Annotated in this window: 23 protein-coding genes; 10 read left to right on the top strand and 13 right to left on the bottom strand. The window is 58.3% G+C overall.

Translation table 11 applies throughout. The features are described from left to right. The first annotated feature begins 306 nt into the window (after positions 1–306). Together E8M77_RS09530 and E8M77_RS09525 are read left to right on the top strand one after the other, a co-directional pair. The gene (locus E8M77_RS09530) at positions 307–2,565 is read left to right on the top strand and encodes a TonB-dependent hemoglobin/transferrin/lactoferrin family receptor (protein WP_137130380.1); all 2,259 of its coding nucleotides are present in this window, start codon (positions 307–309) and stop codon (positions 2,563–2,565) included. Positions 2,566–2,726: 161 nt separating this feature from the next. Beyond that, complete coding sequence (locus E8M77_RS09525) at positions 2,727–4,406, top strand: formate--tetrahydrofolate ligase (protein ID WP_137130379.1); 1,680 nt, start codon at positions 2,727–2,729, stop codon at positions 4,404–4,406. Positions 4,407–4,413: 7 nt separating this feature from the next. Here the strand turns inward: E8M77_RS09525 and E8M77_RS24460 are convergent, their stop codons facing one another. The 3 genes from E8M77_RS24460 to E8M77_RS09515 form a co-directional block, all read right to left on the bottom strand. Further along, positions 4,414–4,962 (bottom strand): extensin family protein, encoded by a 549-nt coding sequence (locus tag E8M77_RS24460; RefSeq protein ID WP_348639900.1) that lies wholly within the window; start codon positions 4,960–4,962, stop codon positions 4,414–4,416. A gap of 105 nt (positions 4,963–5,067) precedes the next feature. Beyond that, the gene (locus E8M77_RS24455; protein WP_348639897.1) at positions 5,068–5,280 is read right to left on the bottom strand and encodes a hypothetical protein; all 213 of its coding nucleotides are present in this window, start codon (positions 5,278–5,280) and stop codon (positions 5,068–5,070) included. A gap of 79 nt (positions 5,281–5,359) precedes the next feature. Continuing rightward, entirely contained in the window at positions 5,360–7,189 is a 1,830-nt protein-coding gene (locus E8M77_RS09515) for a methyl-accepting chemotaxis protein (RefSeq protein ID WP_137130378.1), read from the bottom strand. 354 nt (positions 7,190–7,543) lie between these two features. Between E8M77_RS09515 and E8M77_RS09510 the strand changes: the two genes are divergently transcribed. Beyond that, complete coding sequence (locus E8M77_RS09510) at positions 7,544–9,733, top strand: anthranilate synthase (RefSeq protein WP_137130377.1); 2,190 nt, start codon at positions 7,544–7,546, stop codon at positions 9,731–9,733. A gap of 1 nt (position 9,734) precedes the next feature. Further along, entirely contained in the window at positions 9,735–10,232 is a 498-nt protein-coding gene (locus tag E8M77_RS09505) for a GNAT family N-acetyltransferase (RefSeq protein WP_137130376.1), read from the top strand. On the opposite strand, the gene E8M77_RS09500 is transcribed toward E8M77_RS09505, so the two are convergent. The 4 genes from E8M77_RS09500 to E8M77_RS09485 all read right to left on the bottom strand — a co-directional run bounded on the left by E8M77_RS09500 (position 10,204) and on the right by E8M77_RS09485 (position 12,017). After that, positions 10,204–10,731 (bottom strand): GrpB family protein, encoded by a 528-nt coding sequence (locus tag E8M77_RS09500; RefSeq protein ID WP_137130375.1) that lies wholly within the window; start codon positions 10,729–10,731, stop codon positions 10,204–10,206. The two genes, E8M77_RS09505 and E8M77_RS09500, sit on opposite strands and share 29 nt — an antisense overlap. A 48-nt stretch (positions 10,732–10,779) precedes the next feature. After that, complete coding sequence (locus E8M77_RS09495; RefSeq protein WP_137130374.1) at positions 10,780–11,073, bottom strand: type II toxin-antitoxin system RelE/ParE family toxin; 294 nt, start codon at positions 11,071–11,073, stop codon at positions 10,780–10,782. Continuing rightward, on the bottom strand, positions 11,061–11,333 hold the full coding sequence (locus E8M77_RS09490; RefSeq protein WP_137130373.1) for a CopG family ribbon-helix-helix protein: 273 nt from the start codon (positions 11,331–11,333) through the stop codon (positions 11,061–11,063). The genes E8M77_RS09495 and E8M77_RS09490 overlap by 13 nt, the downstream gene beginning before the upstream one ends. 117 nt (positions 11,334–11,450) lie before the next feature. Then, the gene (locus E8M77_RS09485; RefSeq protein ID WP_137130372.1) at positions 11,451–12,017 is read right to left on the bottom strand and encodes a tyrosine-protein phosphatase; all 567 of its coding nucleotides are present in this window, start codon (positions 12,015–12,017) and stop codon (positions 11,451–11,453) included. Positions 12,018–12,233: 216 nt separating this feature from the next. Between E8M77_RS09485 and E8M77_RS09480 the strand changes: the two genes are divergently transcribed. Continuing rightward, positions 12,234–13,145: a cation diffusion facilitator family transporter gene (locus E8M77_RS09480; RefSeq protein ID WP_137130371.1), complete on the top strand. Its 912-nt coding sequence runs from the start codon at positions 12,234–12,236 to the stop codon at positions 13,143–13,145. 2 nt (positions 13,146–13,147) lie between these two features. After that, the gene (gene queF / locus E8M77_RS09475) at positions 13,148–13,612 is read left to right on the top strand and encodes a preQ(1) synthase (protein WP_137130370.1); all 465 of its coding nucleotides are present in this window, start codon (positions 13,148–13,150) and stop codon (positions 13,610–13,612) included. A 130-nt stretch (positions 13,613–13,742) separates the two neighbouring features. Here queF and E8M77_RS09470 read toward each other — a convergent pair whose 3' ends face one another. Together E8M77_RS09470 and E8M77_RS09465 are read right to left on the bottom strand one after the other, a co-directional pair. Further along, positions 13,743–14,570, bottom strand: coding sequence for a DUF2076 domain-containing protein (locus E8M77_RS09470; protein ID WP_137130369.1), 828 nt, complete (start codon positions 14,568–14,570; stop codon positions 13,743–13,745). A gap of 149 nt (positions 14,571–14,719) precedes the next feature. After that, positions 14,720–15,310, bottom strand: coding sequence for a HupE/UreJ family protein (locus tag E8M77_RS09465; RefSeq protein WP_137130368.1), 591 nt, complete (start codon positions 15,308–15,310; stop codon positions 14,720–14,722). Between the two features lie 213 nt (positions 15,311–15,523). On the opposite strand from E8M77_RS09465, the gene E8M77_RS09460 reads away from it, so the two are divergent. From E8M77_RS09460 to E8M77_RS09450, 3 genes are all read left to right on the top strand, one after another. After that, entirely contained in the window at positions 15,524–16,111 is a 588-nt protein-coding gene (locus E8M77_RS09460; protein ID WP_137130367.1) for an ATP-dependent Clp protease proteolytic subunit, read from the top strand. 124 nt (positions 16,112–16,235) lie between these two features. Beyond that, positions 16,236–17,201: an acetylxylan esterase gene (locus E8M77_RS09455; protein ID WP_137130366.1), complete on the top strand. Its 966-nt coding sequence runs from the start codon at positions 16,236–16,238 to the stop codon at positions 17,199–17,201. Further along, on the top strand, positions 17,198–17,926 hold the full coding sequence (locus E8M77_RS09450) for an alpha/beta hydrolase-fold protein (protein ID WP_137130365.1): 729 nt from the start codon (positions 17,198–17,200) through the stop codon (positions 17,924–17,926). Before E8M77_RS09455 ends, E8M77_RS09450 begins: the two co-directional genes overlap by 4 nt. A 3-nt stretch (positions 17,927–17,929) precedes the next feature. Here the strand turns inward: E8M77_RS09450 and E8M77_RS09445 are convergent, their stop codons facing one another. Next, on the bottom strand, positions 17,930–18,538 hold the full coding sequence (locus E8M77_RS09445) for a LysE/ArgO family amino acid transporter (protein WP_137130364.1): 609 nt from the start codon (positions 18,536–18,538) through the stop codon (positions 17,930–17,932). 102 nt (positions 18,539–18,640) lie between these two features. Between E8M77_RS09445 and E8M77_RS09440 the strand changes: the two genes are divergently transcribed. Further along, positions 18,641–19,540 (top strand): LysR family transcriptional regulator ArgP, encoded by a 900-nt coding sequence (locus E8M77_RS09440; RefSeq protein ID WP_137130363.1) that lies wholly within the window; start codon positions 18,641–18,643, stop codon positions 19,538–19,540. A gap of 6 nt (positions 19,541–19,546) precedes the next feature. On the opposite strand, the gene E8M77_RS09435 is transcribed toward E8M77_RS09440, so the two are convergent. The 3 genes from E8M77_RS09435 to E8M77_RS09425 all read right to left on the bottom strand — a co-directional run bounded on the left by E8M77_RS09435 (position 19,547) and on the right by E8M77_RS09425 (position 23,394). Next, entirely contained in the window at positions 19,547–19,699 is a 153-nt protein-coding gene (locus E8M77_RS09435) for a hypothetical protein (protein ID WP_205910469.1), read from the bottom strand. Positions 19,700–19,781: 82 nt separating this feature from the next. Next, on the bottom strand, positions 19,782–21,899 hold the full coding sequence (locus E8M77_RS09430) for a hypothetical protein (protein ID WP_137130362.1): 2,118 nt from the start codon (positions 21,897–21,899) through the stop codon (positions 19,782–19,784). 256 nt (positions 21,900–22,155) lie between these two features. Next, positions 22,156–23,394 carry a saccharopine dehydrogenase family protein gene (locus E8M77_RS09425; protein WP_137130361.1) on the bottom strand — a complete coding sequence of 413 codons (1,239 nt, stop codon included), beginning with the start codon at positions 23,392–23,394 and terminating at the stop codon, positions 22,156–22,158. Positions 23,395–23,405: the final 11 nt, after the last annotated feature.

Here is a 23,405-nt window from a genome sequence, read left to right as displayed (position 1 = left end):
CACAGAGTATTATTCCGCCGATGTAAAACGATTGAGCGCGCTCACTCGCCCTTCGGGGGCGGGATTCTCCCGTTCATGCGTAAATTCCTTCAAAAATGAACATATGTCAGTTTTTGAACTCCGTCCATGTGATTAAATATGAGTGTTTTCGTCACCTTCAATGTTGACAAGTCCAATCATGTTTTTTATGCGACTGGAACGGGGCAAATTTGCGCCTCAGATATCTTGCCGCCTCAACCTGAACGTCGCTTCGGCGCGCTTGCGCCGTCGTGTCGCAGGTGTGCTTTTTACACAGAAAGGTCATTCATGTTGTCCCGCTTCCGCCTCTCTCTGCTTGCCTGCACCGGGCTTGCCGTTGTCGCCGTCGGTGCCGCAGCCAGCGCACAAGAAGCAGCGACCAGCGATACGACCGTGCTGCAGCGCGTCACCGTCAAAGGCGCGCGTACAACGGATGCAGCCAAGGGCAGCGCCACCGACACGCCGCTTGCCACGCAGACGACCCGCGCCGAGATCGATAAGAAGCAGATCACCAATCTGGAAGAGCTGGGCCGTGTGGCCGAGCCCGGCGTCAACTTCAACCGCGCCAATGGTTCAGTGAATATCCGTGGTCTCGAAGGCGCTCGGGTGCTGACCACCGTGGATGGCATTCCGGTGCCCTTCTTCGATGATGTGACCCGCAGTGCAACCGGCGGCAGCGATACGTTCAGCTTTTCCTCATTGTCTTCGATCGATGTCATGCGTGGCGCCGATTCGAGCCGCGCCGGTGCCGGTGCTTTGGGTGGCGTGATCGGTTACCGCACGCTGGAACCGGAAGACCTGATCTCGCAAGGCAAGGATTGGGGCGTTCTGGCCAAGACGACCTATGACAGCGCCGACAAGAGCTGGGAAGGTTCGGCCGCCGTTGCCAAGAAGATCGAGCATACCTCTATCCTGTTCCAGGGCAGCTATCGCAAGGGCGATGAGCGCCGGAGCAATGGCGATGTCGGCGGCTATAGCACGACCCGCACCGAAGCGAACCCTTCCGATTACGACCAGCACAACCTTCTGTTCAAGCTGCGCCAGGAACTGGCCGGCGGCCACACGATCGGCCTGACGGCGGAGCGCTACCGCAAGGACCGCGACACCGACATGATGACCATGCAGACGCTGACCGGCAACTATCGCCCCGGCGGCTACACGGGCAACAAGGACAATGATCGCGATCGCATTTCGCTCGACTACAAGTTCGAAAGCGAGAGCGAAGACAGCTTCATCGACAATGCCTGGGCCACGCTCTATGGCATGAAAACCCGCACGATGGACGGCTATACCGGCTATCGTTCGACATCGATCATCGGCCCGATCGGCCGTGCCAACGAAAACGAGGAAAAGACCTTCGGCCTCATTGGTGCGGTTCAGAAGAATGTCGAGATCGGCGCCACCAACCATCTCTTCACCTTCGGTTTCGATCTGGCGACCAGCACGATCGAGCAATATTCCGGCGGCTATGACAATTGCGGCCCCAAGCCAGCCAGCGGCACATTCACCGGCGCGCTTGCGACCTGCAACAACCTGCACACCAATCAGGCCGATACGCCGAAGGTAGACAGCCAGCGCCTCGGCTTCTACATCGACGACCAGATTGCCATCGGCACGAGCGGTTTCACCGTGACGCCCGGCCTTCGATTCGACTGGATCAAGCATGATCCGCAGATGACAAGCGCCTATGCGGCCAATGCCAGCCGGCCTTCGCTGCCCGAGGGCTTTGAAGATACGGGTCTCTCGCCCAAGCTTCGCCTGGGCTATGAGGTCTCGCCGCAAATCGAACTCTACGGCCAGTGGGCCATGGGTTTCCGTGCTCCGACGTCCAGCGAGCTTTACAGTTCCTTCGGCGCTGCCGGTACCTATCTGCGCACGGGCAACCCGAATCTTGATTCGGAAACCAGCAACGGCTTTGAGTTGGGCGCCAATCTCGGTGACGAAGATCTCGGTGGCCGCGTCAACTTCTTCTATAACCGTTACAAGAACTTCATCGACATCCGCAGTCTGACTGCGAGTGAAGCTGCAGCAAGGGGCCTGTCGCTGGCCTCCTACCCGCAGGGCGGCATCACGCAATATGTGAATGTTGCGCGTGCCGAAATCTTCGGCATGGAGGCATCGGCCCACAAGACCTTCGACAATGGTTTCCGCATTGGCGCCGGCCTCGCTGTCTCGACAGGCAAGAACCTCGATACCGACAAGTATCTGGCATCGGTTGCTCCGTTGAAGGTCGTTGCCAGCATCGGCTATGACACGGAATTCTGGGGCGTCGGCGTGGACGTGATCGGCGTATCCGGCTCGAAGGATGCCACCAAGGTTGACCAGACGACCTATTTCCAGACACCCGGCTATGGCGTCGTGGATCTGTCGGCATGGTGGGAACCGGAACAGGTCAAGGGCATGCGCATCAATGCCGGCGTCTACAACGTCTTTGACCGCACCTATTATGATTATTCGTCGGTGCGCACCTATGGAGCGGCTCAGTCTCGCGAGTTCTATTCGGAGCCTGGCCGGACCTTCAAGATTTCGCTGACACAGAAGTTCTGACCTCCAGACTTTGAATGCAGCGAGAAGGGGGCGGTGCGGATTTCCGTGCCGCCCCTTTTCTGTTTGCAGCCTCTGCCTGCCGTCGATCCCATGTTCACAGGAGGGCCTGCAATGGTCTATGCAGAACGGTGAATGCGGGCAGGAACAGTCAGGGGACAGACATGGGAAGCGTGCCATCGGATATCGAGATTGCCCGGAAAGCTGCCAAGAAGCCGATCCAGGAGATTGGCGCGGTGCTGCAGATACCGCAGCAAAGCCTCATCCCCTATGGCCATGACAAGGCAAAGATCGCCGCAGACTTTCTCGCTAGCCTTGCTGATCGCCCCGATGGCAAGCTGATCCTCGTGACTGCCATCAACCCGACGCCTGCGGGCGAGGGCAAGACCACCACCACGGTCGGACTGGGCGATGGCCTGAACCGCATCGGCAAGCGCGCCATGGTGTGCCTGCGCGAACCCTCGCTTGGACCGTGTTTTGGCGTGAAGGGCGGAGCGGCGGGCGGCGGCTATGCCCAGATCGTGCCGATGGAAGACATCAACCTGCATTTTACCGGCGATTTTCACGCCATCACCTCGGCGCACAATCTTCTGTCGGCGCTGATCGACAACCATATCTACTGGGGCAATGCGCTGGATCTTGACCTGCGGCGCATCACCTGGCGGCGCGTCATGGACATGAATGACCGGGCGCTGCGCCAGTTCGTCGGCCCGCTCGGCGGCGTTTCCAACGGCTTTGCCCGCGAGACCGGCTTTGACATCACTGTTGCATCCGAAATCATGGCGATCCTCTGCCTGGCATCGGACCTGGCTGATCTGGAGCGCCGACTGGGCGCCATCGTCGTCGGCTATCGGCGCGACAAGTCCGCCGTCTTTGCCCGTGACCTGAAGGCGGATGGTGCCATGGCCGTGCTGCTGAAGGATGCCATGCAGCCGAACCTGGTGCAGACGCTCGAAAACAATCCGGCCTTCGTGCATGGCGGACCCTTTGCCAATATCGCGCATGGCTGCAATTCGGTCGTGGCAACGCGGGCCGCTCTGAAGCTTGCCGATTATGTGGTGACCGAGGCCGGGTTCGGTGCCGATCTGGGAGCCGAGAAATTCTTCGACATCAAATGCCGCAAGGCGGGGCTGAAGCCGGCGGCTGCTGTGATCGTTGCCACCATCCGGGCCTTGAAGATGAATGGTGGTGTGGCGAAAGCCGATCTCGGCCTCGAAAACGTCGAGGCACTCACCTTGGGCTGCGTCAACCTTGGCCGGCATGTTGAAAATGTCCAGAAATTCGGCGTGCCGGTGATCGTTGCCATCAATCATTTCTCCTCCGACAGTGCAGCCGAAGTTGCGGCCGTTCAGGCCTATGCGGCATCGCTCGGTGTCGAGGCGGTTCTGTGTCGCCATTGGGCCGAAGGGTCACGCGGCACCGAGGAACTTGCGCAGAAGGTCGTGGCGCTGGCGGATTCGGGTGTGGCTGATTTCCAGCCGCTTTATGCCGACGACCTGCCGCTTCTCGACAAGATCGAGACTGTGGCGCGCGAGATCTACCGGGCCGGCGAGGTAAGTGCCGACCGGTCGGTACGCGAGCAGTTGAAGAGTTTCGAGGCTGAGGGCTATGGCCATCTGCCGGTCTGCATTGCCAAAACCCAGTATTCCTTCTCGAGCGATCCGAGCCTGCTCGGGGCGCCAACCGGCCATGTTCTGCCGGTGCGCGAAGTGCGGCTTTCGGCCGGGGCCGGCTTTGTCGTTGCTATCACCGGTGACATCATGACCATGCCTGGCCTGCCGCGCTCACCCAGCGCCGAGCGCATCGTGCTCAATGAGGCAGGTTATATCGAGGGGCTGTTTTAGCCACTCTTTATCGGCAGTAGCGATAGCCGCCATTTCGCTCCATCACGTCGAGATGCAGGTGATCCTGATGGGTCGCATCGCTGCCGGGCGACAGAACCGTGGTGAAATGCAGACAGGCACCGGCGGTGACCGTGCGCTGGAACGCGCCGGTCAGGGTCGCATCCTCCTGCTTCGGCGTCATGGCAATGGTGTCGCCATTGTCGAGCGTGAAGGCAGCGATATCGACCGCATTGCCGCGCGCATGCTCGGAAATCTTGCCCGTCTCGGCATGGTTGCGCAGGCGGCAGACATAGCTTGCGGCATTGGAAAGTCCGGTAATGCGCCGCTCCGGCAGGGCGATTTTCAGCGTGGGATTGACCGTCTCCTTCATCCAGCGGGCAAGCGTTAAGGCCGTCTGGCACCGCATCGGGCCTATGTCCGACAGAGGAATGCCCGGCAATACTTCGGTGAGCGCGATGGGTCTGTCGATGCCGCAGCCGTTTTCGTCGCTGTCCATCCTCGGGCGCTCCTCAAAGCGTGCGCCGATGGCCGTAAGCTCGGCAAGGCAGGCTGCCAGTTCCTGCGGGTCTTCCTTGGTGACAGGGATAGGGTCCGGAGCGGCGGGAAGAGCGGGGGCAGGCGGCTCGGTAGGCTTTTCGTCTGCCGGCGTTTCTCTGTCAGTCTAGGGCTTTTCTTCCGGAATTGGAATCTCGCCGGCAGCCGGTGTCTCGACAGCCCCAGCCCCAGCCGCTGGCCGTGGTTCCGGCGGCTTCGGCGCTTCGGGCGAAGCGCTTTCCGCTACCGGTTTTGCATCCGGGCGCGGGCCGCTTTCGGGCAGGTCCACGCTCATCAGCATCAGGCTTGCGCCCAGCCATAACAGTGCCCGACAGATCATTTTTCGCTCCTTGCAGGTTCCCGATCGTGAGAACGCGCGAAGCGGCAAATGGTGACATGGTGATTTATCGAGCGGTCGCTCAGGCCGCGCGGGTCATTGTCGATCCCGTCATTGTCGATCCCGTCATTGGCTTGCGCACGAACTGGCTGACCAGGCCTACCATCTCTCCGACCTCGTCCGTCAGCGAATGGGTGGCGGCATTCATCTCTTCCACCATCGCGGCATTCTTCTGGGTGATCTGGTCCATCTGGTTGACGGAGGTATTGATGGCCTGCAGCACGTCCGTCTGCTCGGCGGTTCCCTGTGCGATGGTTTCGATATCAACGGCAATCGAGGCGATTTCGCTTTCAATCTCCTCCAGCGCCTGTCCGGTGCGGCTGACAAGTTCCACGCCGCCGGCCACTTCGCGGGTCGAATGGCCAATCAGGGCGTTAATTTCCTTGGCTGCATTGGCCGAGCGCTGGGCAAGGGCGCGCACTTCCTGCGCCACCACGGCAAAACCTTTGCCAGCTTCGCCGGCACGAGCGGCTTCGACGCCGGCATTCAGTGCCAGAAGATTGGTCTGGAAGGCGATTTCATCGATGAGGCCTGTAATGGATCCGATGCGCTGCGAGGCTTCCTCGATGCGGCTCATGGCATCGATGGCCTCGCGTACCACGGCGGCCGAGCGACCGACATTCTCTCGCGCATGGTTGCTTTTCGTGCGGGTGCTGCGTGTGAGGCTGCTAGAGGCGGTGACATTCGAGGTGATTTCATCCAGAGCGGCGGCGGTTTCCTCCAATGCTGCTGCTTGCTGTTCGGTGCGGCGCGCCAGGTCGTCGGCGGAGCCCTCAAGGCTTTCGGCATTGGCACGGATTTCGTCGGCCTTGCCAAGCACGCGCCGCATTGTTTCCTGGAAAACGGCAAGTGACCGGTTGAAGTTTTCGCGCAGCACCTCGAATTCAGCTTGGAATGGCTCATCCAGCGTCACATGAATATTGAAGCGCGAGAGCCGGTCGAGACCGGCGCCAAGATCTGCGATGACCTTGTTGAGAGTGGCGGCGCGCTCCATTTCCGCCGCCAGCTGGCGGTTTCGCTCGGTCGCTGCCTGCTGCGCCTGATGCGCGCTGTTGGCCTCCAGCTGCACTTTTTCGATGGCTGTTTCGCGAAAATGCGCCACGGCCTTGGCCATGTCGCCCACTTCGTCGGTACGGTTGAGATGCGGCACTTCGGCGCGATAGTCGCCAGCTGTCAGTGCGCTCATGTAGCGGCCCATATCGCGCATGGGTGTCACCGCCAGGCGCCGGAACAGCACAAGACCACCGATCAGGATGGCAATGGCCACGGCGCAAGCGGTGATAGCCAGCAGCCGGAAGGTCTGGTCGTGTTCGCGGGCGCGTTCCTCGACATCCTTCAGATAGCGCTCCGACATGGTGACAAGTTCAAGTACGGCAGCCCGTTGCTGGTGATAGGCCCGGCGCAAGGGAACAAGGTTCACGTCGCGGCCATCATTTTTTGCCAGATTGAACTGCGGCACGGCGCGCCGGAACAGCTGTTCCCAGAAGGCATCGGTGGCTGGTTTCAGCTTGGTATCGAGATGGGCGCGGATATCTGCCGGCAGATCCTTGGAAGCCCAGACCGTCATGCGCGTATCGAAGTCCTTTTGCAGCTTTTGCAGGATTTCAATATTGGCGTCCGTCTCCTCCGGATGCCGGGCGGTTTCTGTCGCCGTCAGGTAGGCCTCGACCAGAAACATCGGCGGCGGCAGGATGTCGGCCACCAGATCTTTGGAATCGATGATCTGCTTGTATTTCGGCCCTTCGATCTTCACCTGCTGAAGCGAGTAAAGCAGGATGCCGAGCGCAAGGCAAAAGCCGGTCAGCAATGTAACGCCGAATGCGATCAGGAATCGGGATAGGGTCATTGTCATGCTTTACGCTCCGGAAGCTTCAGCCTTGCTTGGCATGGTGGTGTCGATGCTTGAACTTAGATGCGGATTAACTAAATCATAAACTGGTTATGCAAATACTAATTGCAGTGCACACATGCTTCGCGTCGCCAATCTGGCCGTGGAAAAGGGGCTTGCCACCTGCTTCTTGCCGCGCTATCAAAATCCCATGAAAACGTCATTGGTCATTTCCATCTGGTGGTGGGCTCGCTAACACGCGGCCTTGACCAGTCATGTCCAGAGACAAGACGAAGCCGCCCGAAACCCGAGGCGGCTTTTTTATGGAAAAGCCGCTGCCGGACCGGGCCTCACAGTGAATGCGTGGAGAGGTGCAGCATGGTTACCATCATCGAAGACGACGGATCTGAGGTCTATGAGACTCGTGGCGGCATTGCTGTCAGCCGCAAGCGCCGACCAGCCCCTTATGCCGATGCCATTTCCAGCTATGTCGACAAGCTCGACGAGCGCCGTGGCGCTGTTTTCTCTTCCAATTACGAATATCCGGGCCGCTATACGCGCTGGGATACGGCCATTGTCGATCCACCGCTCGGGCTGTCATCCTTTGGCCGCAAGGTGTGGATCGAGGCTTACAATGGCCGCGGGGAAGTGCTGCTCGATTTCATCGCCGAACGGCTTGCATCGGAAAGCGAACTGACGCTTGGCGAGCGCAGCGCGCGCCGGCTGGATCTTGTCGTCAATGCGCCGGCCCGCGCCTTTACCGAGGAAGAGCGGTCCAAGATGCCGACGGTGTTTACCGTGCTGCGCGCCGTGGTCGATCTCTTCCATTCGGATGCCGATAGTGCCATCGGCCTGTTTGGCGCCTTCGGTTACGATCTGGCCTTCCAGTTCGATTCGATCGACCTTTCGCTGCATCGCCCGCAAGACCAGCGCGACATGGTGCTGTTTCTACCGGATGAGATTCTTGTCGTCGATCACCATGCGGCGAAGGCCTGGATCGACCGCTATGACTTTTCGCGCGGCGGCCACACGACGGTTGGCAAGGACGAAACCATCGCGCCGGATCCGTTCCGGATGACCAATACGATACCGCCGAAGGGCGATCACCGGCCCGGCGAATATGCCGAACTGGTGGTCAAGGCCAAGGAAAGCTTCCGGCGGGGAGACCTGTTCGAAGTGGTGCCCGGCCAGAAGTTCATGGAACGCTGCGATTCGAAGCCGTCGCAGATTTCCAACCGGCTGAAGGCGATCAACCCGTCGCCCTATTCCTTCTTCATCAATCTCGGCCACCAGGAATATCTGGTGGGCGCCTCGCCGGAAATGTTCGTGCGCGTTTCTGGCCGGCGGATTGAAACCTGCCCGATTTCCGGCACGATCAAGCGCGGCGAAGATGCGATTTCCGACTCGGAACAGATCCTCAAGCTCCTGAATTCCAAGAAGGACGAGAGCGAGCTGACCATGTGCTCCGACGTTGACCGCAACGACAAGAGCCGTGTATGCGAACCGGGCTCGGTCAAGGTCATCGGTCGCCGGCAGATCGAGATGTATTCGCGCCTCATCCATACGGTCGATCATATCGAGGGCCGCCTGCGCCCCGACATGGATGCGTTCGATGGCTTCCTGTCGCATGCCTGGGCCGTCACCGTAACCGGAGCACCAAAGCTCTGGGCCATGCGCTTCATCGAAAAGAACGAGAAGAGCCCGCGCGCCTGGTATGGCGGTGCGATCGGCATGGTCGGTTTTGATGGCAACATGAATACCGGCCTGACGCTGCGCACCATCCGTATCAAGGACGGCATTGCCGAGGTGCGTGCCGGTGCGACCCTGCTGAACGACAGCGATCCGCAGGAAGAAGAGGCCGAAACCGAGCTGAAGGCATCCGCGATGATTTCCGCGATCCGCGATGCCCGTTCCGGCAATATCGCCAAGGGAGGGCGTGACGTGCAGAAAGTCGGTGAGGGCGTCAAGATCCTGCTCGTCGATCACGAGGACAGCTTTGTCCACACGCTCGCCAATTATTTCCGCCAGACGGGTGCGGAAGTTTCCACCGTGCGCACTCCGGTGCCGGCGGAAATCTATGATCGCCTGAACCCGGATCTGGTCGTCCTGTCTCCTGGACCCGGCAATCCGAAGGATTTCGATTGCAAGGCGACAATCAAGGCGGCGCGCGCCAGAAACCTGCCGATCTTCGGCGTCTGCCTGGGGCTTCAGGCGCTGGCGGAAGCCTATGGCGGCGAGTTGCGGCATCTGGCCGTTCCCATGCATGGCAAGCCCTCGCGCATCCGCGTGCTGGAGCCGGGAAAAGTGTTTGCAGGCCTTGGCCGCGAAGTGACGGTTGGCCGCTACCATTCGATCTTTGCCGATCCACGCACGCTCGACCCGAATTTCATCATCACCGCCGAAAGCGAGGATGGCACGATCATGGGCATCGAACATGCCCGCGAGCCGGTGGCCGCCGTACAGTTCCACCCGGAATCGATCATGACGCTTGGCGGCGATGCCGGCATGCGGATGATCGAGAATGTCGTGGAAAAGCTTGCCCGGCGGGTGAAGGAAAAGGCGGCTTGAGATGAAGGAAATCCGGATTGAACCGATCCGGGAAGCTCATGTCGAGGGCTTTCACAAGGCCCTCGACATTGTGGCCCGTGAACGCAGGTACCTCTCCTTTCTGGAGGCGCCTCCGCTGGATGGCACCCGTGACTTTGTGTTGGACAATATCCGCAACGGCCATCCACAATTCGTCGCGATCGCGGAAGGGCAAGTCATTGGCTGGTGCGATCTTCGCCGCCACCAGCGGGAGGTTCACGCCCATCGATGCACGCTCGGCATGGGAATCGTGCCCGGATATCGGGACTGCGGGCTTGGCCGGCGGCTGATCACAACGACCATCGAAGCGGCTCGCGCGCTGAAACTTCACCGAATTGATCTCGACGTCTATGCCGACAACCTCCGCGCCAAGGCACTTTACGAAAAGGTCGGCTTCGTGACGGAAGGAGTGGCGCGCGATGGTGTGCGAATCGACGGGCGGTTCATCGACGTCATCCAGATGGCGTTGTTGCTGGATTGAGATCCTGAATGCCCATCAATGCATCGATAAAAGGCGCTTTCTGCGCAAGATATTCGCCAATGCCCTCCCGGTTATTGGCCTCCAACCGAAGCTTCAGATCCTGATATTGCTGCCGAATAACAGGATCAGCTCGTAAAAGATCGCGAAAGCGGATCATTCGCTCAATCTGCCAATGACCTATGACGCAGATATGCACTTTATGTGTTCGAATTCCTCCAACATCGCGACGGAAAAAATGGTGGCCTTCTGAAAGATTACTTCCACGTATATAGCCCAGATCCCGCATGGCTGCGTCGCGAATGGCCTCGTTTTGATGCTCGGACACTTCAACCAGTAGGTCTATTTCAGGTTTTGCCGCAAGATCGGGAACCGCTGTGCTTCCGACATGATGAATCCTGCTAAGTTCCGAATTAAAGCATTCTGCAATCCGCTCTGCTTCGGCTGAGAATTGAAAAGGCCATTGGCTATTATAGAGGGAGATTTTGCTGGTGAGCGCCATTGATATCTTTCCTCGAAATCTAAACAGTCGCAAACACCAGCAATCGCATCAGTAACCCGCTTCCTTCTGATGCCGAAAGGCTAGAACATAGACCGCATCCTCTGCGGGCTTGTGACGATAGAGAGCCACATAGCCTGTGTCTCCAAAGGCAATCACCAATTCGCGCAGTTCTGGTTCTTCCAGCAGCGGTCTGCCCATATCGGGTATTGTTTCAAGCTGAAGAAGTTGTCGTTTGATCGCCTCCGCCGCCCGCGATGCAGCCTTCGGTGCCCTGGCGGCAAGAAAACGCTGGCAACGCTGCAAGCCCTTGACGGCGCCTTCCGTCACGATCAGTCGTGGCACTCGGGCACCGGCTTCTCGTCATCGCTACCCCAGGTGTTCAGCCAGGCGCTGACCTCTTCGCCGGTCAGGTGGCGACCGGTTTGCGTGTAGGCGGCCCAGGATATCATGGCTTCCTGTTTGAAACTCTCGCGTGCCTCTTCGCGCTCGACATATTGCTGGATGGCTTCGAGCATGATCCAGTGCGGCGAGCGGCGACGCTGGCTGGCAAGCTGCTGCACGCGACCCTTCAGCCTGTCGTCAATCTTCAGGGAAGTTGCCATCAGGGCTCCATATTACCAAGTAATACCTGGTGATAATTTAATCCTCTGTCCCTCTCATGTCCATAGCAGGCTCTTGGCGGTTCGAGTATCGCAAGGGCAACTGTGGCTGCCACTATTTCAGCTTGGCAGCCCAATCAGTTTCTCGAACTGTTCCCAGGTATCATCCATAGCATAGGCGCCCAGGAAGGGCAGGTTGATATGGCCATAGAGCGGTGTCAGCTGCCATTCGGCGGTTTCCTCGTCGACGCCGGCGATCTGCTGGAGATACATCACGGATGCCAGCCCGGTTCGATCGGCGCCACCCCGACAGTGAATGAGGAGTGGGCCTTCGGCATCGCGCATCAGCGCGACAAGCGCCATGCTCTTTTCAGGCGTTAGTTCCTTGAGTGCCGAAATACCGAAATCGATGTGTTTTGCGCCATGGGCCTGCGTGACGGCAACCTCGTCATCATACCAGGAATGGCCGGTATTGGTGCCGCGAAGATTGATGACCGTCTTGATGTGATAGGTATCAATGGCGCGGCCAAGATCTTCACTCGAAAGCTGCGCTGACCGGTAAAACTTTCCGGGCAAGATTTCGTGGAAATTTCCGCTGAGCTGGAGATAACCCAGGTAAAGGCCAAGGGCCAATACCAGGCCAAGCGCGCTCAGTGCTGCCCGTTTTGCGAATATGCGAATTTGCATGCCGATGCCCCAGCGCCCGAACCATGATGATCAACATGCTTACGAGCAATGTCGTGACGAATTTATGTCTAGCATGCATTTCAATTCCGTTTTGACTTCTCGTCCAATCTGATTCATACAGCGCATCAATTGGAAACCGCCGGGCGCTAATATGCGCTCCGGCGGTTTCGCTGTTTCAGGGCTGTTGCAACTCACTCGCATGCGCATGGAAAGATGATGACCGAACCAAACAATCTTCTCGTTCAACGGATCGCCTTCTGGGGGATACCGCTTGCGATCGGCGTCATGGGACTGAAGCTGGTCGCCTGGTGGGTGACCGGCTCGGTGGCGCTTTTGTCCGACGGGCTGGAAAGCACGGTCAATGTGACAGCAGCGGTGATTGCCTATTTCGTCATTCGCTATGCGCAACGCCCCGCCGATGAGGACCATCAGTTCGGCCACCACAAGGCGGAATATCTGTCTGCGGTGCTGGAAGGCGTGCTGATCGTCGTTGCCGCGCTTCTGATCGTGCGCGAGGCCTGGGGCGGGCTTGTCGATCCCCGCCTGCCGGATGCGCCTTTGCTTGGCCTTGCCATCAACGGGGCCGCCGGCGTGATCAATGCCATTTGGGCAACGCTTCTGCTGCGGGTTGGCACCCGCTACCGTTCGCCGGCGCTGAAAGCCGACGGCCATCACATCATGTCGGATGTCGTCACCTCCATCGGCGTGCTGATCGGCCTGGTGCTCGCCATCCTCACCGGCTATGCGATCCTTGATCCGCTTCTCGCCATCATCGTCGCCATCAACATTCTCTACCAGGGTTGGAAGGTGATCAGCCATTCGCTGGGCGGGCTGATGGACCGCGCCGTGGAGCCGGAAGAGGAGGAAGCGATCAAGGCTGCCATTGCCACCCATGCGGCGGGCGTGCTCGATGTGCATGACCTGCGCACGCGCCGCGCCGGTGCTGCCGCCTTCATCGATTTTCATCTGGTGGTGCCGGCCGAAATGGCAGTCGGCAAGGCGCATATGATTTGCGACCGCTTGGAAGATGCGATCAAAGCGGCTATTCCCGGCGCTTCTCTTGCAATTCATGTGGAGCCGGAGGGCGAGGATGCCCACGGGCTGCGGGTTAAGTTAGAAGGTCAATGATCATGAGCATGACGGATGTCAGCGGGCTGTCGCAACTCGGCCAGAAAGTGGATGCACCAGCAAGCCCGGAAGCGGCGGTGATGGAAAAGGTGCCGAACAGCAATGCCGGCACGGATTACGTGGTGCGCTTCACGGCGCCGGAATTCACCTCGCTCTGCCCGATGACCGGCCAGCCGGATTTCGCCCATATCGTCATCGATTATATTCCCGACGCGTTTCTGGTCGAATCGAAATCGCTGAAGCTGTTCTTGCAGTCCTTCCGCAATCATGGCGCCTTTCACGAGGATTGCTCGGTCTATATTGCCAGGCGCATCGTTGAGCTTCTCGATCCGAAATGGCTGCGCATCGGCGCCTACTGGTATCCGCGCGGCGGCATTCCGATCGATGTGTTCTATCAGACCGGTACGGCACCCGAAGGCGTGTGGCTGCCGGAGCAGGGCGTGCCGACCTATCGCGGTCGTGGGTGAGCTGCGACGGCCTTAGCCGGCAAATCGCTCCAGTGGAGCGATTTGAGCAGCGAACGCCCGGAGCCTAAAGCGAAGGGCCGGGGCGTTCGCAGATGAGGGTCTGTTCTCAAGCGCACGTGCTTTTGAACTATCACGCGTAGCCGCTATCGTCTGAGCCCGAATCATCGCTCCAGCCATTGGCACCATCGTCATCGAGATCGGCCTGCTGCACGCCGTCATCGCGATTGTCTGAGGCGTCTGTGCTCGCGTCAGGGCCGGGACGGGCATCATCGCCATAATAATTGTTGATTACGGTTTCCTCGACCGGGGCCGCGGTTAGGCCCTCTGCGGCGGGATTGCCGAGCCCGAGCCCTGCCATGTGATTGCCGAACACGCCGCTCAGGGAATTGGCCAGCAGCATGCCGCCCGCCACACCCGCCGCTGCGCCCAGCGCGCCGGTGAGAAAACCGCCACCTGCAGATGGCGTGCGCATGGGGTTTGACCAGGGACCGGCCGGCTGCTGCATCTGGCCGTAGCCGGGCTGTTGGCCATAACCGGGTTGCTGGGCATAGGCCTGCGGTTGGGCTGGACCGGAGGCTTGGCCCCAGGGGCCCGATGCTGCGCCGCCATAGCCGGATTGCTGTTGTTGCTGAGTTCTTGGGGCGGCCGGCGGCGGCTCGGCTGAGCCGAAGATCGAGGAGAGAAAGCCGCCGCGCTGTTCTGCCGGGCGCATGCTGGCGCTCTGTGCCTGCTGCTCCATCTGGCGAAGGCGCGCTTCCAGCTCCTCGATGCGTTTCGCGGCGGCTTCGAGCCCCTTTTCCTGCACGATGACGGCCTGGGCCAGATAATAGGGTGCTTGCGGCACCTGGCGCAGTGCTTCGGCGATCAGGCTCTCGGCATCGGGATCGCGCGGAGTGTTGGATGCCGCGCGCACGCGGTCAAACAGGGTAGACAGAAGCTGGCGTTCTTCCGGTGACATTTCATGTCTCCTCAACGGGGTATTTAAAAATCCATGAGGAGCAAATGGGGCCGGAATCCGGCTTTTGCAGCGGTGCCAAGCTTAAATCTTGGTAAGCTTGTGTCTGCCCGATGGGTCGGCGTATCCGACCCATCGGTGATCCTGAAATATCAGCTGCCAAAGACGAGCGACAGGCCGGCCAGTGCGGTCAGCCCGCCGGCGAGGCGCGCAACGACCGGTGCAAAGCGTCCAAGGCCGAGGCCAAGTGCTGCACCGGCGGCATGCAGAAGCGCTGTTGCGACCACAAAGCCGAGGCCGAATTGCAGGGCGCCGGCGGATCCCAGTTCCCCGCCATGCGCATGGCCGTGGAACAGTGCGAACACGCCAACAACGGCAGCAGACGCTGCCACGGGCAGGCGCACGGCCATGGCGACCAGCAGGCCAAGGCCGATGACCGAGGCAAGAATGGCAGGCTCGACGAAGGGCAGCGACACGCCAAGAACGGCGAGCACGAAGCCGAGCGCCATGGTGGCGACGAAAGCGAACGGCACCACAAAAAGCGCTGCCTTGCGACCTGATGAGGCGGCAATCTGCGAGGCCCAGAGGCCGACAGCCACCATGGCCAGGACATGGTCTGCGCCAAAGATCGGATGCGAGAGGCCGGCGGCAAAGGAGCCATGCGCCAGCGGATCAAGGTGGGCAAAGGCGGGTGCGGTGGCTGCACCCAGCGTGACGGCGGTGAGCAAAAGGCGTTTGAACATCAGGTTCCCCTCATCAAAATTCCGGAGCCGGGCAGGCAGACCTGCTGCGACGCAACAATGCCTATGATTAGGCAGTGCCTAAAAATCTGTCCATCCGTAAAATGACGAAGGCCCTATTCACCTTACCGGCAGCTTCCTTGCCTTTGGCGCATTGTTTTGTGGCGGCGAACGCATTATGTCCGAGGTAAGGAAATCCACACTGGAGACTGCTTTATGCTTGATGAGAATGACGACGACAAGACGAAGGAATTGGCGCTCGGCAAGGAAACGGAGGCGAATCTTTTCAAGTCGCGTTCGATCTTCATCTATGGCGGCATTACCCAGGAACTGGCGCAGAAGGTTTGCACGCAGCTGGTGGCCCTTGCCGCCGCCAGCGACGACGATATCCGCATCTATGTGAACTCTCCCGGCGGCCATGTCGAATCGGGCGATTCTATCCATGACATGATCAAGTTCATCAAGCCGAAGGTCTGGATCATCGGTACCGGCTGGGTCGCCTCCGCCGGCGCGCTGATCTATGTCTCGGTGCCGAAGGCACGCCGCATTTGCCTGCCCAACACCCGCTTCCTGCTGCACCAACCCTCTGGCGGCACGCGCGGCATGGCATCGGACATTCAGATCCAGGCCAATGAAATCATCAAGATGAACCAGCGCCTGATCCGCATCTTCGCCAAGGCCACCGGCCAGAGCGAAGACAAGATCGCCAAGGACATCGACCGTGATTACTGGCTGTCTGCCGACGAAGCCGTCACCTATGGCCTCGTTTCGAAGATCATCGAGAGCCAGTCGGAAATCGGCTGAGCCTGATTGGCTTTTAAACAACCCGCCGGTGCAGCACGCGCCGGCGGGTTTTTGCTGGGGTTTTCACCCTTTGCCAGCCCTTGCGCCCTTGTGGCGGCCTGCGTTTCGCGAAACAAACGCAGGCATGAGCATTCCGACAGAGCATCCTTTCGATTTCGATCCGAGCTACGGCTATTCCCTCGATGCGCTGCGCGCCATCAAGGCCCCGCCGGCGCCGGAAAGTTTCGATGCGTTCTGGGCCAGCAGATATGCCCGAGTGCTTGGCGTGAAGCCCGCTCCAATTCTTTGTCCCTGCGCGCTGTCGCATCCGGATTTCCGCGTCGAAGAGATCGCCTATAGCTCAACGGATGGTATGCGCATCGGCGGCTGGCTGCTCACGCCACTGCGCGAAAAGATCCGCCGCGGGATCATCGTCGGGCACGGCTATGGTGGGCGCGATGCGCCGGATTTCGATTATCCGGTGCGTGATGCCGTACTGCTGTTTCCCTGTTTCCGCGGCATGTCGAAAAGTCCCTGTCCGCCGATTTCGCCCGATGCGCAGTGGCATGTGCTGCATGATATCGAAAAGCCGGACAGCTATGTCATCGGCGGCTGTGTCGAGGATCTGTGGATTGCCGTGTCTGCGCTGACCACACTTCACCCGCAGCTTGCCGGGCGCATCGGTTATAGCGGCATCAGTTTCGGCGGTGGCATCGGCGCGCTGGCAATGCCTTATGACCCCCGCATCGCGCGCGGCTATCTCGAAGTGCCGACTTTCGGTCACCGGCCGCTCTGGTTGACGCTGCCGACCACCGGAAGTGCCGCCTCCGTGCAGATCTACCGCAAGACGCATCCGCAGGTGGATGGTGTGCTTGCGCTGTTTGATGCAGCCATTGCCGCAAGCCGTATCACGGTGCCCATGCTGGTGGCTGTGGCAAGGTTTGATCCGGCCGTTGCGCCGCCCTGCCAGTTCGCCATTGCCAATGCGTTGATGCCATCAAAATTTAATGAAACTTTCATTCTCGATGCCGGCCACTTCGACTATCCTGATTCTGCATCGCAACATGCTCTGCTGTCACAGAAGATTCGGCGGTTTTTCGAGGTGCTATGATCCGGGAATATGTGCGCTGGTACAGTCCAAGGCTCCATCGAGATATGGAGCTTCTCGTTTTCGGCCATAGCGGCGCAAAAGTCCTGATGTTTCCCACGCGTGAAGGGCGTTTCTGGGAATATGAACGGCTGGGACTGGTGGATAGCCTCAGCGACAAGGTGCGCGCCGGCCATCTCCAGTTGTTTTGCATCGAGGGGCTGGCGAATGAGAGCTTTTACGATGGCGCACGCCATCCCGCCGACCGTATTCGCCGCCATTCCGCCTTCGAGGATTATGTTCTGCATGAAGTGATGCCGCTGATGGCGGCGAAAAATCCGCATGAATGCACGATTGCGCATGGCTGCAGTCTCGGCGCCTTTCAGGCGGCAAGCCTCGTCTTTCGCCACCCGCATCTGTTTCGCAAGCTGGTTGCCTTTTCCGGGCGTTATGACCTGACCCTGAAGGTTGAATGCTTTGGCGATCTGCTGGATGGCTATTATGACGATGACGTCTATTTCCACACGCCGACGCATTTCCTGCCCGGCCTCAACTGCCACTGGAAACTGGAGCGGTTGCGCCAGGTGGATATCGTGCTGACCATTGGCGAGGCGGACCCGTTTGTGGACAACAACCACTACCTGAGCCGCCTTCTCCATGACAAAGGCGTGCAGCATAGCCTGCATTTGTGGGACGGTCGCGCCCACCGTGCCGGCGCCTGGCGCAGAATGGCGCCGCTCTATATTTAGATCTCAATCGAGGAAGACGAGCTTCAGGGCAATCGCCCACATGGTAAGGCCGATTGCCGCTTCGAGCAGGCGCCAGGCGGCAGGCTTGGCAAACAGCGGCCGCAGGAAGCGCGCGCCATAGCCGAGCGAAAAGAAGAACAGGAAAGAGGCGGTCACCGCGCCGCCGGCAAAGCTTGGCTGCTCGCCTTCAAACTGCGTGGAAATCGTGCCGAGCAGCACGACCGTATCCAGATAGACATGCGGGTTGAGCCAGGTGAGCGCCAGGCAGGTGAGAAGCACACGCGACAGGGGTGCGGCCACCGAGGCGCCCACATCCAGCGCCCCGCTGGAGCGAAAGGCCGAGAGGAGGCTGCGCGCGCCATACCAGAGAAGAAAGCCGGCGCCTGCGGCGCGCATCACCGGATCAAGCCAGGGCAGAAGCGCAACGACCTTGGCAAAGCTTGTCACCCCAACTGTGATGAGCAGTGCATCGGATGCCGCGCAGGTGAAGCAGACGAGACATACATATTCGCCGCGCAGGCCCTGACGCAGCACGAAGGCATTCTGCGCGCCGATCGCCACAATCAGGCTGAGGCCCATCGAAAAGCCCGTCAGGTAAACCGAAAATGCCATGCCCTGCGCCTTCTGTGCACTGTTGCCGGCGCGAGGGTTAGGCTTGCCAATCTCATTAGGCCAGTTAAACTTCGTTATGCCAATGTAGTGGAGCTAAGGACGATGCTGGATTATGCAGGCCTGAAAGCCGTCAGCCTCGTGGTGCAGACCGGCAGTTTCGAAAAGGCGGCCTTGCTGCTCAATGTCACGCCGTCTGCCGTCTCGCAGCGTGTGAAGCAGATGGAAGAGCGCCTCGGCGCGGTGCTGATCGTGCGTGGTGCGCCATGCAGGGCAACCGAACAGGGCGAGTGGCTGTGCCGGCATATGGAGCAAGTGGGCATGCTGGAGGCCGAGCTTGCCCGACGCCTGCCGGTGCTCGCCGGTCCCGGCGAGGCAGGCCAGCCGGTGACGCTGCATGTGGCAACCAATGCCGATAGTCTCGGCACCTGGTTTCTGACGGCTGCTGCCCGCTTTGCCGCCACATCCGGCCATTTGCTGAAGATCGAGGTGGATGATCAGGACCATACCGCCGAATGGCTGCAACGGGGACGGGTGCTGGCCGCCGTGACTGGCCATGGCAAGCCGGTGCAGGGCTGCCGGGTGCTGACGCTGGGAAGCCTTCGCTATCACGCCACCGCAAGCCCCGATTTCATCGCAAGGCATTTTGCAGGCGGCGTGAGGCTTGAGGCCTTTCACACGGCACCGGCGCTCACCTTCAACCAGAAGGACCGGCTGCAGGAAGACTGGCTGAAACAAGTCTTTGGCAAAAGCCCGCCGCACCCCACCCATTGGCTGCCCTCGACGGAGGGCTTTGTCGAGGCAAGCCTTGCCGGCATGGGCTGGGGCATGAACCCGGCGCCGCTGGTGAAAGCCCATCTCGCCTCTGGCCGGCTGCAGGAACTGATGCCCGGCACGCATCTCGACGTGCCGCTCTACTGGCAGGTCAACCGGCTGGCGGCGGAACAGCTGCCGGAGCTGACGCGGGCGGTGGTGGAGGCGGCCAGGGAATGGCTGGTGGGGTGAGGGTGGCTAGGGCGCAGGTTTGCTTGAAGGTTTGGGGCTCGATGCGCCCGAGTGTTCCGCCTGCGCCTTGCCAAGCTGGCGTTCTTCGCGTTTGGCATCGAGCCGGGCTCGGATTTCCTTTGGCAGTTCGGCGCGCAGCGTCTTCCAGTCAGCTTCCATCGTGTTTCTCCTTCAGCGACGAAGTTCCAGATACCGAAGTAAAGTGCCGTCAGCGAACGTTCTTGTCGCTTTTCAATTCCAATCATCCACTATCTGCGATATCTAAATCTCCTGCCGTGGGGTCGCTAAAGTAAGCAGATTTTGCTTGTTCTGTTAGGGTGTAGCTGTAGACCTGTCCGGAAGATGTCCTCTCAACTAACTTGCGTTCCGCAAGATTTTTGCCTCGTCGTCCGACCAATTGGCCAGAGCAATCGAGATCGCCGGCAATTTCTGCTGCCACCATAGGCTTTTTCTCACTGTACAGCGTCTGCATTATGCCGAGTTCAGTTTCAGGTAACAGTAATTCCGGACCGATGGCTTCTATAACGTCACCGTACTTCTGGGATAAGTTCACAACTGCGCAAATCCCCTTTCTACACTTAGGGCAAGACATATGAAGCATCTTTAATGCTGGCAGCATCGATAGGTCGTATTCCGAGTTGCATTCTGAACATTTTATTTCTTGATTTTCTTGGATGTAAGACCGCGCTAGTGCATTATAATCAAACTTACGGTCTACAAAATACAGCCTGTCCTCTCTTCTTTCTGTAGGTCGTCCAAATCCGATTTGATATTTTGTGCATAGGCCGTAATTCAAAGCATAAATAGAAACTCGAACACCTTCTCGGTCCGATTGCTCGAAATATTTCGTCAAAAAGAATGACGTCTCAAGTGACAGGAGTAGCTCGTCAAACTCATGGGAAACATAGAAGTGGCTCGCGAAGGGGCGGCTCCGAGTATTTGACGCGTCGCGCGAACCCTCTTGTCTAATGGCTCGTGCGCGTGAAACAATTTTCTCTAGGAGTTCCTTTAATGAATAAATAGAAGATCTTTCTTCTAGTGCAAGTTTGTACTTTCCCGTTGCAAAAAATGGAGCAATTTTCTCTTCATAGTAACGCTGTGACGCTTCCTGAACCGCCTGGATGCCAACTTTTTTCTGATAGATCAGTTGCGCATCATATGCATAGAGCATTAGATGGCCGAGGATGCGTGGGTTTGCCATGCATGCATGAAAAAGTGTTCGCCAAAACTCATTCAGCTTCACGTTCAGGAAAACTTCCGCGTCAACTTTACAGAAATGCTGAATCCTCTTCTCAACCAGTCTTTGAACGAAATCTATCGCTTTTTCTTCCATCTTTGCTACGCCGGACCCTCCGTAGAGGCCGTACATATCAAGCTGAATTTCTTCTATCTTAGTCTTATCTAATGATCCGAGGTATACTCGACCCGGATATGCTGCGATTTTGAACTTTATAAAGTCCGACCACCTCGCCAACGGCGAGATCAGGGCGTCCACCAAGAGATGCAGCGCTTGTTGTGGGAGTTCAGAGAAATCATCAAGAAAAATATAAAGTCGCTTGATACCCAGCGCTCCCAGTATTTTCTGAATCTCCGAAATTATGTCATTGATGCCAATAATCCGCATAAGGATTTGCGTATAGAGCTCCTCGTCGGCATGTTCGCCAAGCTTGGAAACCTCTGCGCCTACGCCGACGCCTATAGCGACATCGGTACTAGACACCTCAAAGTTGACGCTGCCGGTGGCTTTGCTGTCATGCCTTGCAGAGTTGTTTTTCTTGATTTGCTTGGATACTATTCCGGCAATGTCTTCGTAGTCGGGGTTGTCTAGTTTCGTTATAAGCAGGTCGAGACCAGCAAAAACCTCCGCTGAAGTCCCTGACACTCGCTCGCGCAATCGCGTGAGAAAGCTCTGATCAACCTGGCTCTTGAGCTCATTCCGTATGTCTGATATCAGCAATCTAAGAAATCGTTTGTAAAGTAAAAATCTCTGGATTTGGTCAGGAGACATCGCTACATCAAGAGCTTCTATCTTGGTTTGTGCGACGGGATCTATTTGTGATGCTTCAAATACATTGCGAATGTCCATATATGCAGAAATTATATTTGATTTATTTTTGCGGATTTCGTGCTGGACGCGCTGGAAGACTGTCGACTTTCCGCTTCCCTTTCTTCCGATTATAAAAGTTGTATTGTCGGCTAGTAATGTCTTGAACACGTGGTCGTTAGGCAACGGATCCACATACAGCTTCTCGATTAGTGAGCGATTTTTATCGTCATTGAGCTCGGCACGGCTGAACAACTTCAGCGAGATTGCTGCCTTGTGAAAATTGTCTAAATCCTTAGTTGAAAGCGCGGCCACTGATTCCTCCATTTTGGCTTGAGCATCGCATAATTCGGTCAGTGGTTGAAGGCGGTGCGCTGCAGTGTTTATTATAGTTGTGTGGCCTGTGTTGGTCGAGAAATATTAGTCTCGAGCAAAGTTGTTCATTGCGATTGCTGCTTTAAATCAGCTCTTGATATGATGTGAGTGGCAATTGTATTCATTTAGCCCGCAACAAAAAACCCCGCCGGATCGCTCCAGCGGGGTCATATCTCTCACGACATTCTAACGCCGATCAGAACTCGACAGCGCGGTCGCCATCCTCGTCCTGGATACGGGTCGGCAGGCCGATCTTGTTCAACAGGTTGATGAAGGGCTTGGGCGGCAGTTCTTCCACATTCGCCATCTTCTTCACGTCCCATTCGCCGGTGGCAACCAGCATGGCCGCAGCAACCGGCGGTACACCGGCGGTGTAGCTGATGCCTTGGCTTCCCACTTCGTTATAGGCTTCCTTGTGGTCAGCGACATTATAGATGAAGACGGTCTTTTCCTTGCCGTTCTTGAAACCCTTCACATAGTCGCCGATGCAGGTCTTGCCTTCGTATTCCGGGGCAAGCGAGGAGGGGTCGGGCAGGCAGGCCTTGACCACTTTCAACGGTACGACTTCGGAGCCATCGGCAAGCGTGACCGGCTGTTCGGAGAGAAGGCCGATCGATTTGAGCACGGTGAAGACGTTGATATAGTGATCGCCAAAGCCCATCCAGAAGCGCACATCGGCGCCATCCATGTTCTTTGCCAATGAGTGCACTTCATCATGGCCGCAGAGATAGGCGCGGCGTGTGCCGACGACCGGCAGGTCGTAATCCTTGCCGATCTCGAACATCTTGTTGACCTGCCATTCGCCGCCCTGCCAGGAATAGACGACGCCGGTGAACTCGCGGAAATTGATTTCCGGATCGAAATTCGTGGCGAAATATTTGCCATGGCTGCCGGCATTGATATCGACGATATCGACGTCGGTGACCTTGTCGAGATATTCGTCCTTGGCCAAACGCGCATAGGCATTGACGACGCCCGGATCAAAGCCGGCGCCGAGGATGGCGGTAATGCCCTTGTTTGCGCATTCTTCAGCGCGCTTCCACTCGTAGTTTCCATACCAGGGCGGGGTTTCGCAGATCTTGTTCGGCTCTTCGTGGATGGCGGTGTCGATATAGGCGGTGCCCGTATCCATGCAGGCGCGCAGGACCGACATGTTGAGGAAGGCGGTGCCGACATTGATGACGATCTGCGTGCCGAGCCTTTCGATCAGCGCCTTGGTGGCCTCGATATCGAGTGCGTCGAGCGCATGGGCTTCCAGCACGCCCGCCTGCTTCATCGCCTTCTTCTCGTGAACCGATGCGATGATGGCGTCGCATTTGGCTTTTGTGCGCGAGGCGATATGGATGTCACCCAGCACGTCGTTGTTTTGCGCGCATTTATGCGCCACGACCTGGGCAACGCCACCGGCGCCGATGATGAGAACGTTCTTTTTCATGATGAGGACTA

It is taken from the genome of Rhizobium sp. FY34, assembly GCF_005222845.1.
Lineage (GTDB): Bacteria > Pseudomonadota > Alphaproteobacteria > Rhizobiales > Rhizobiaceae > Neorhizobium.
This window is presented reverse-complemented; position numbering and strand designations above follow the sequence as displayed.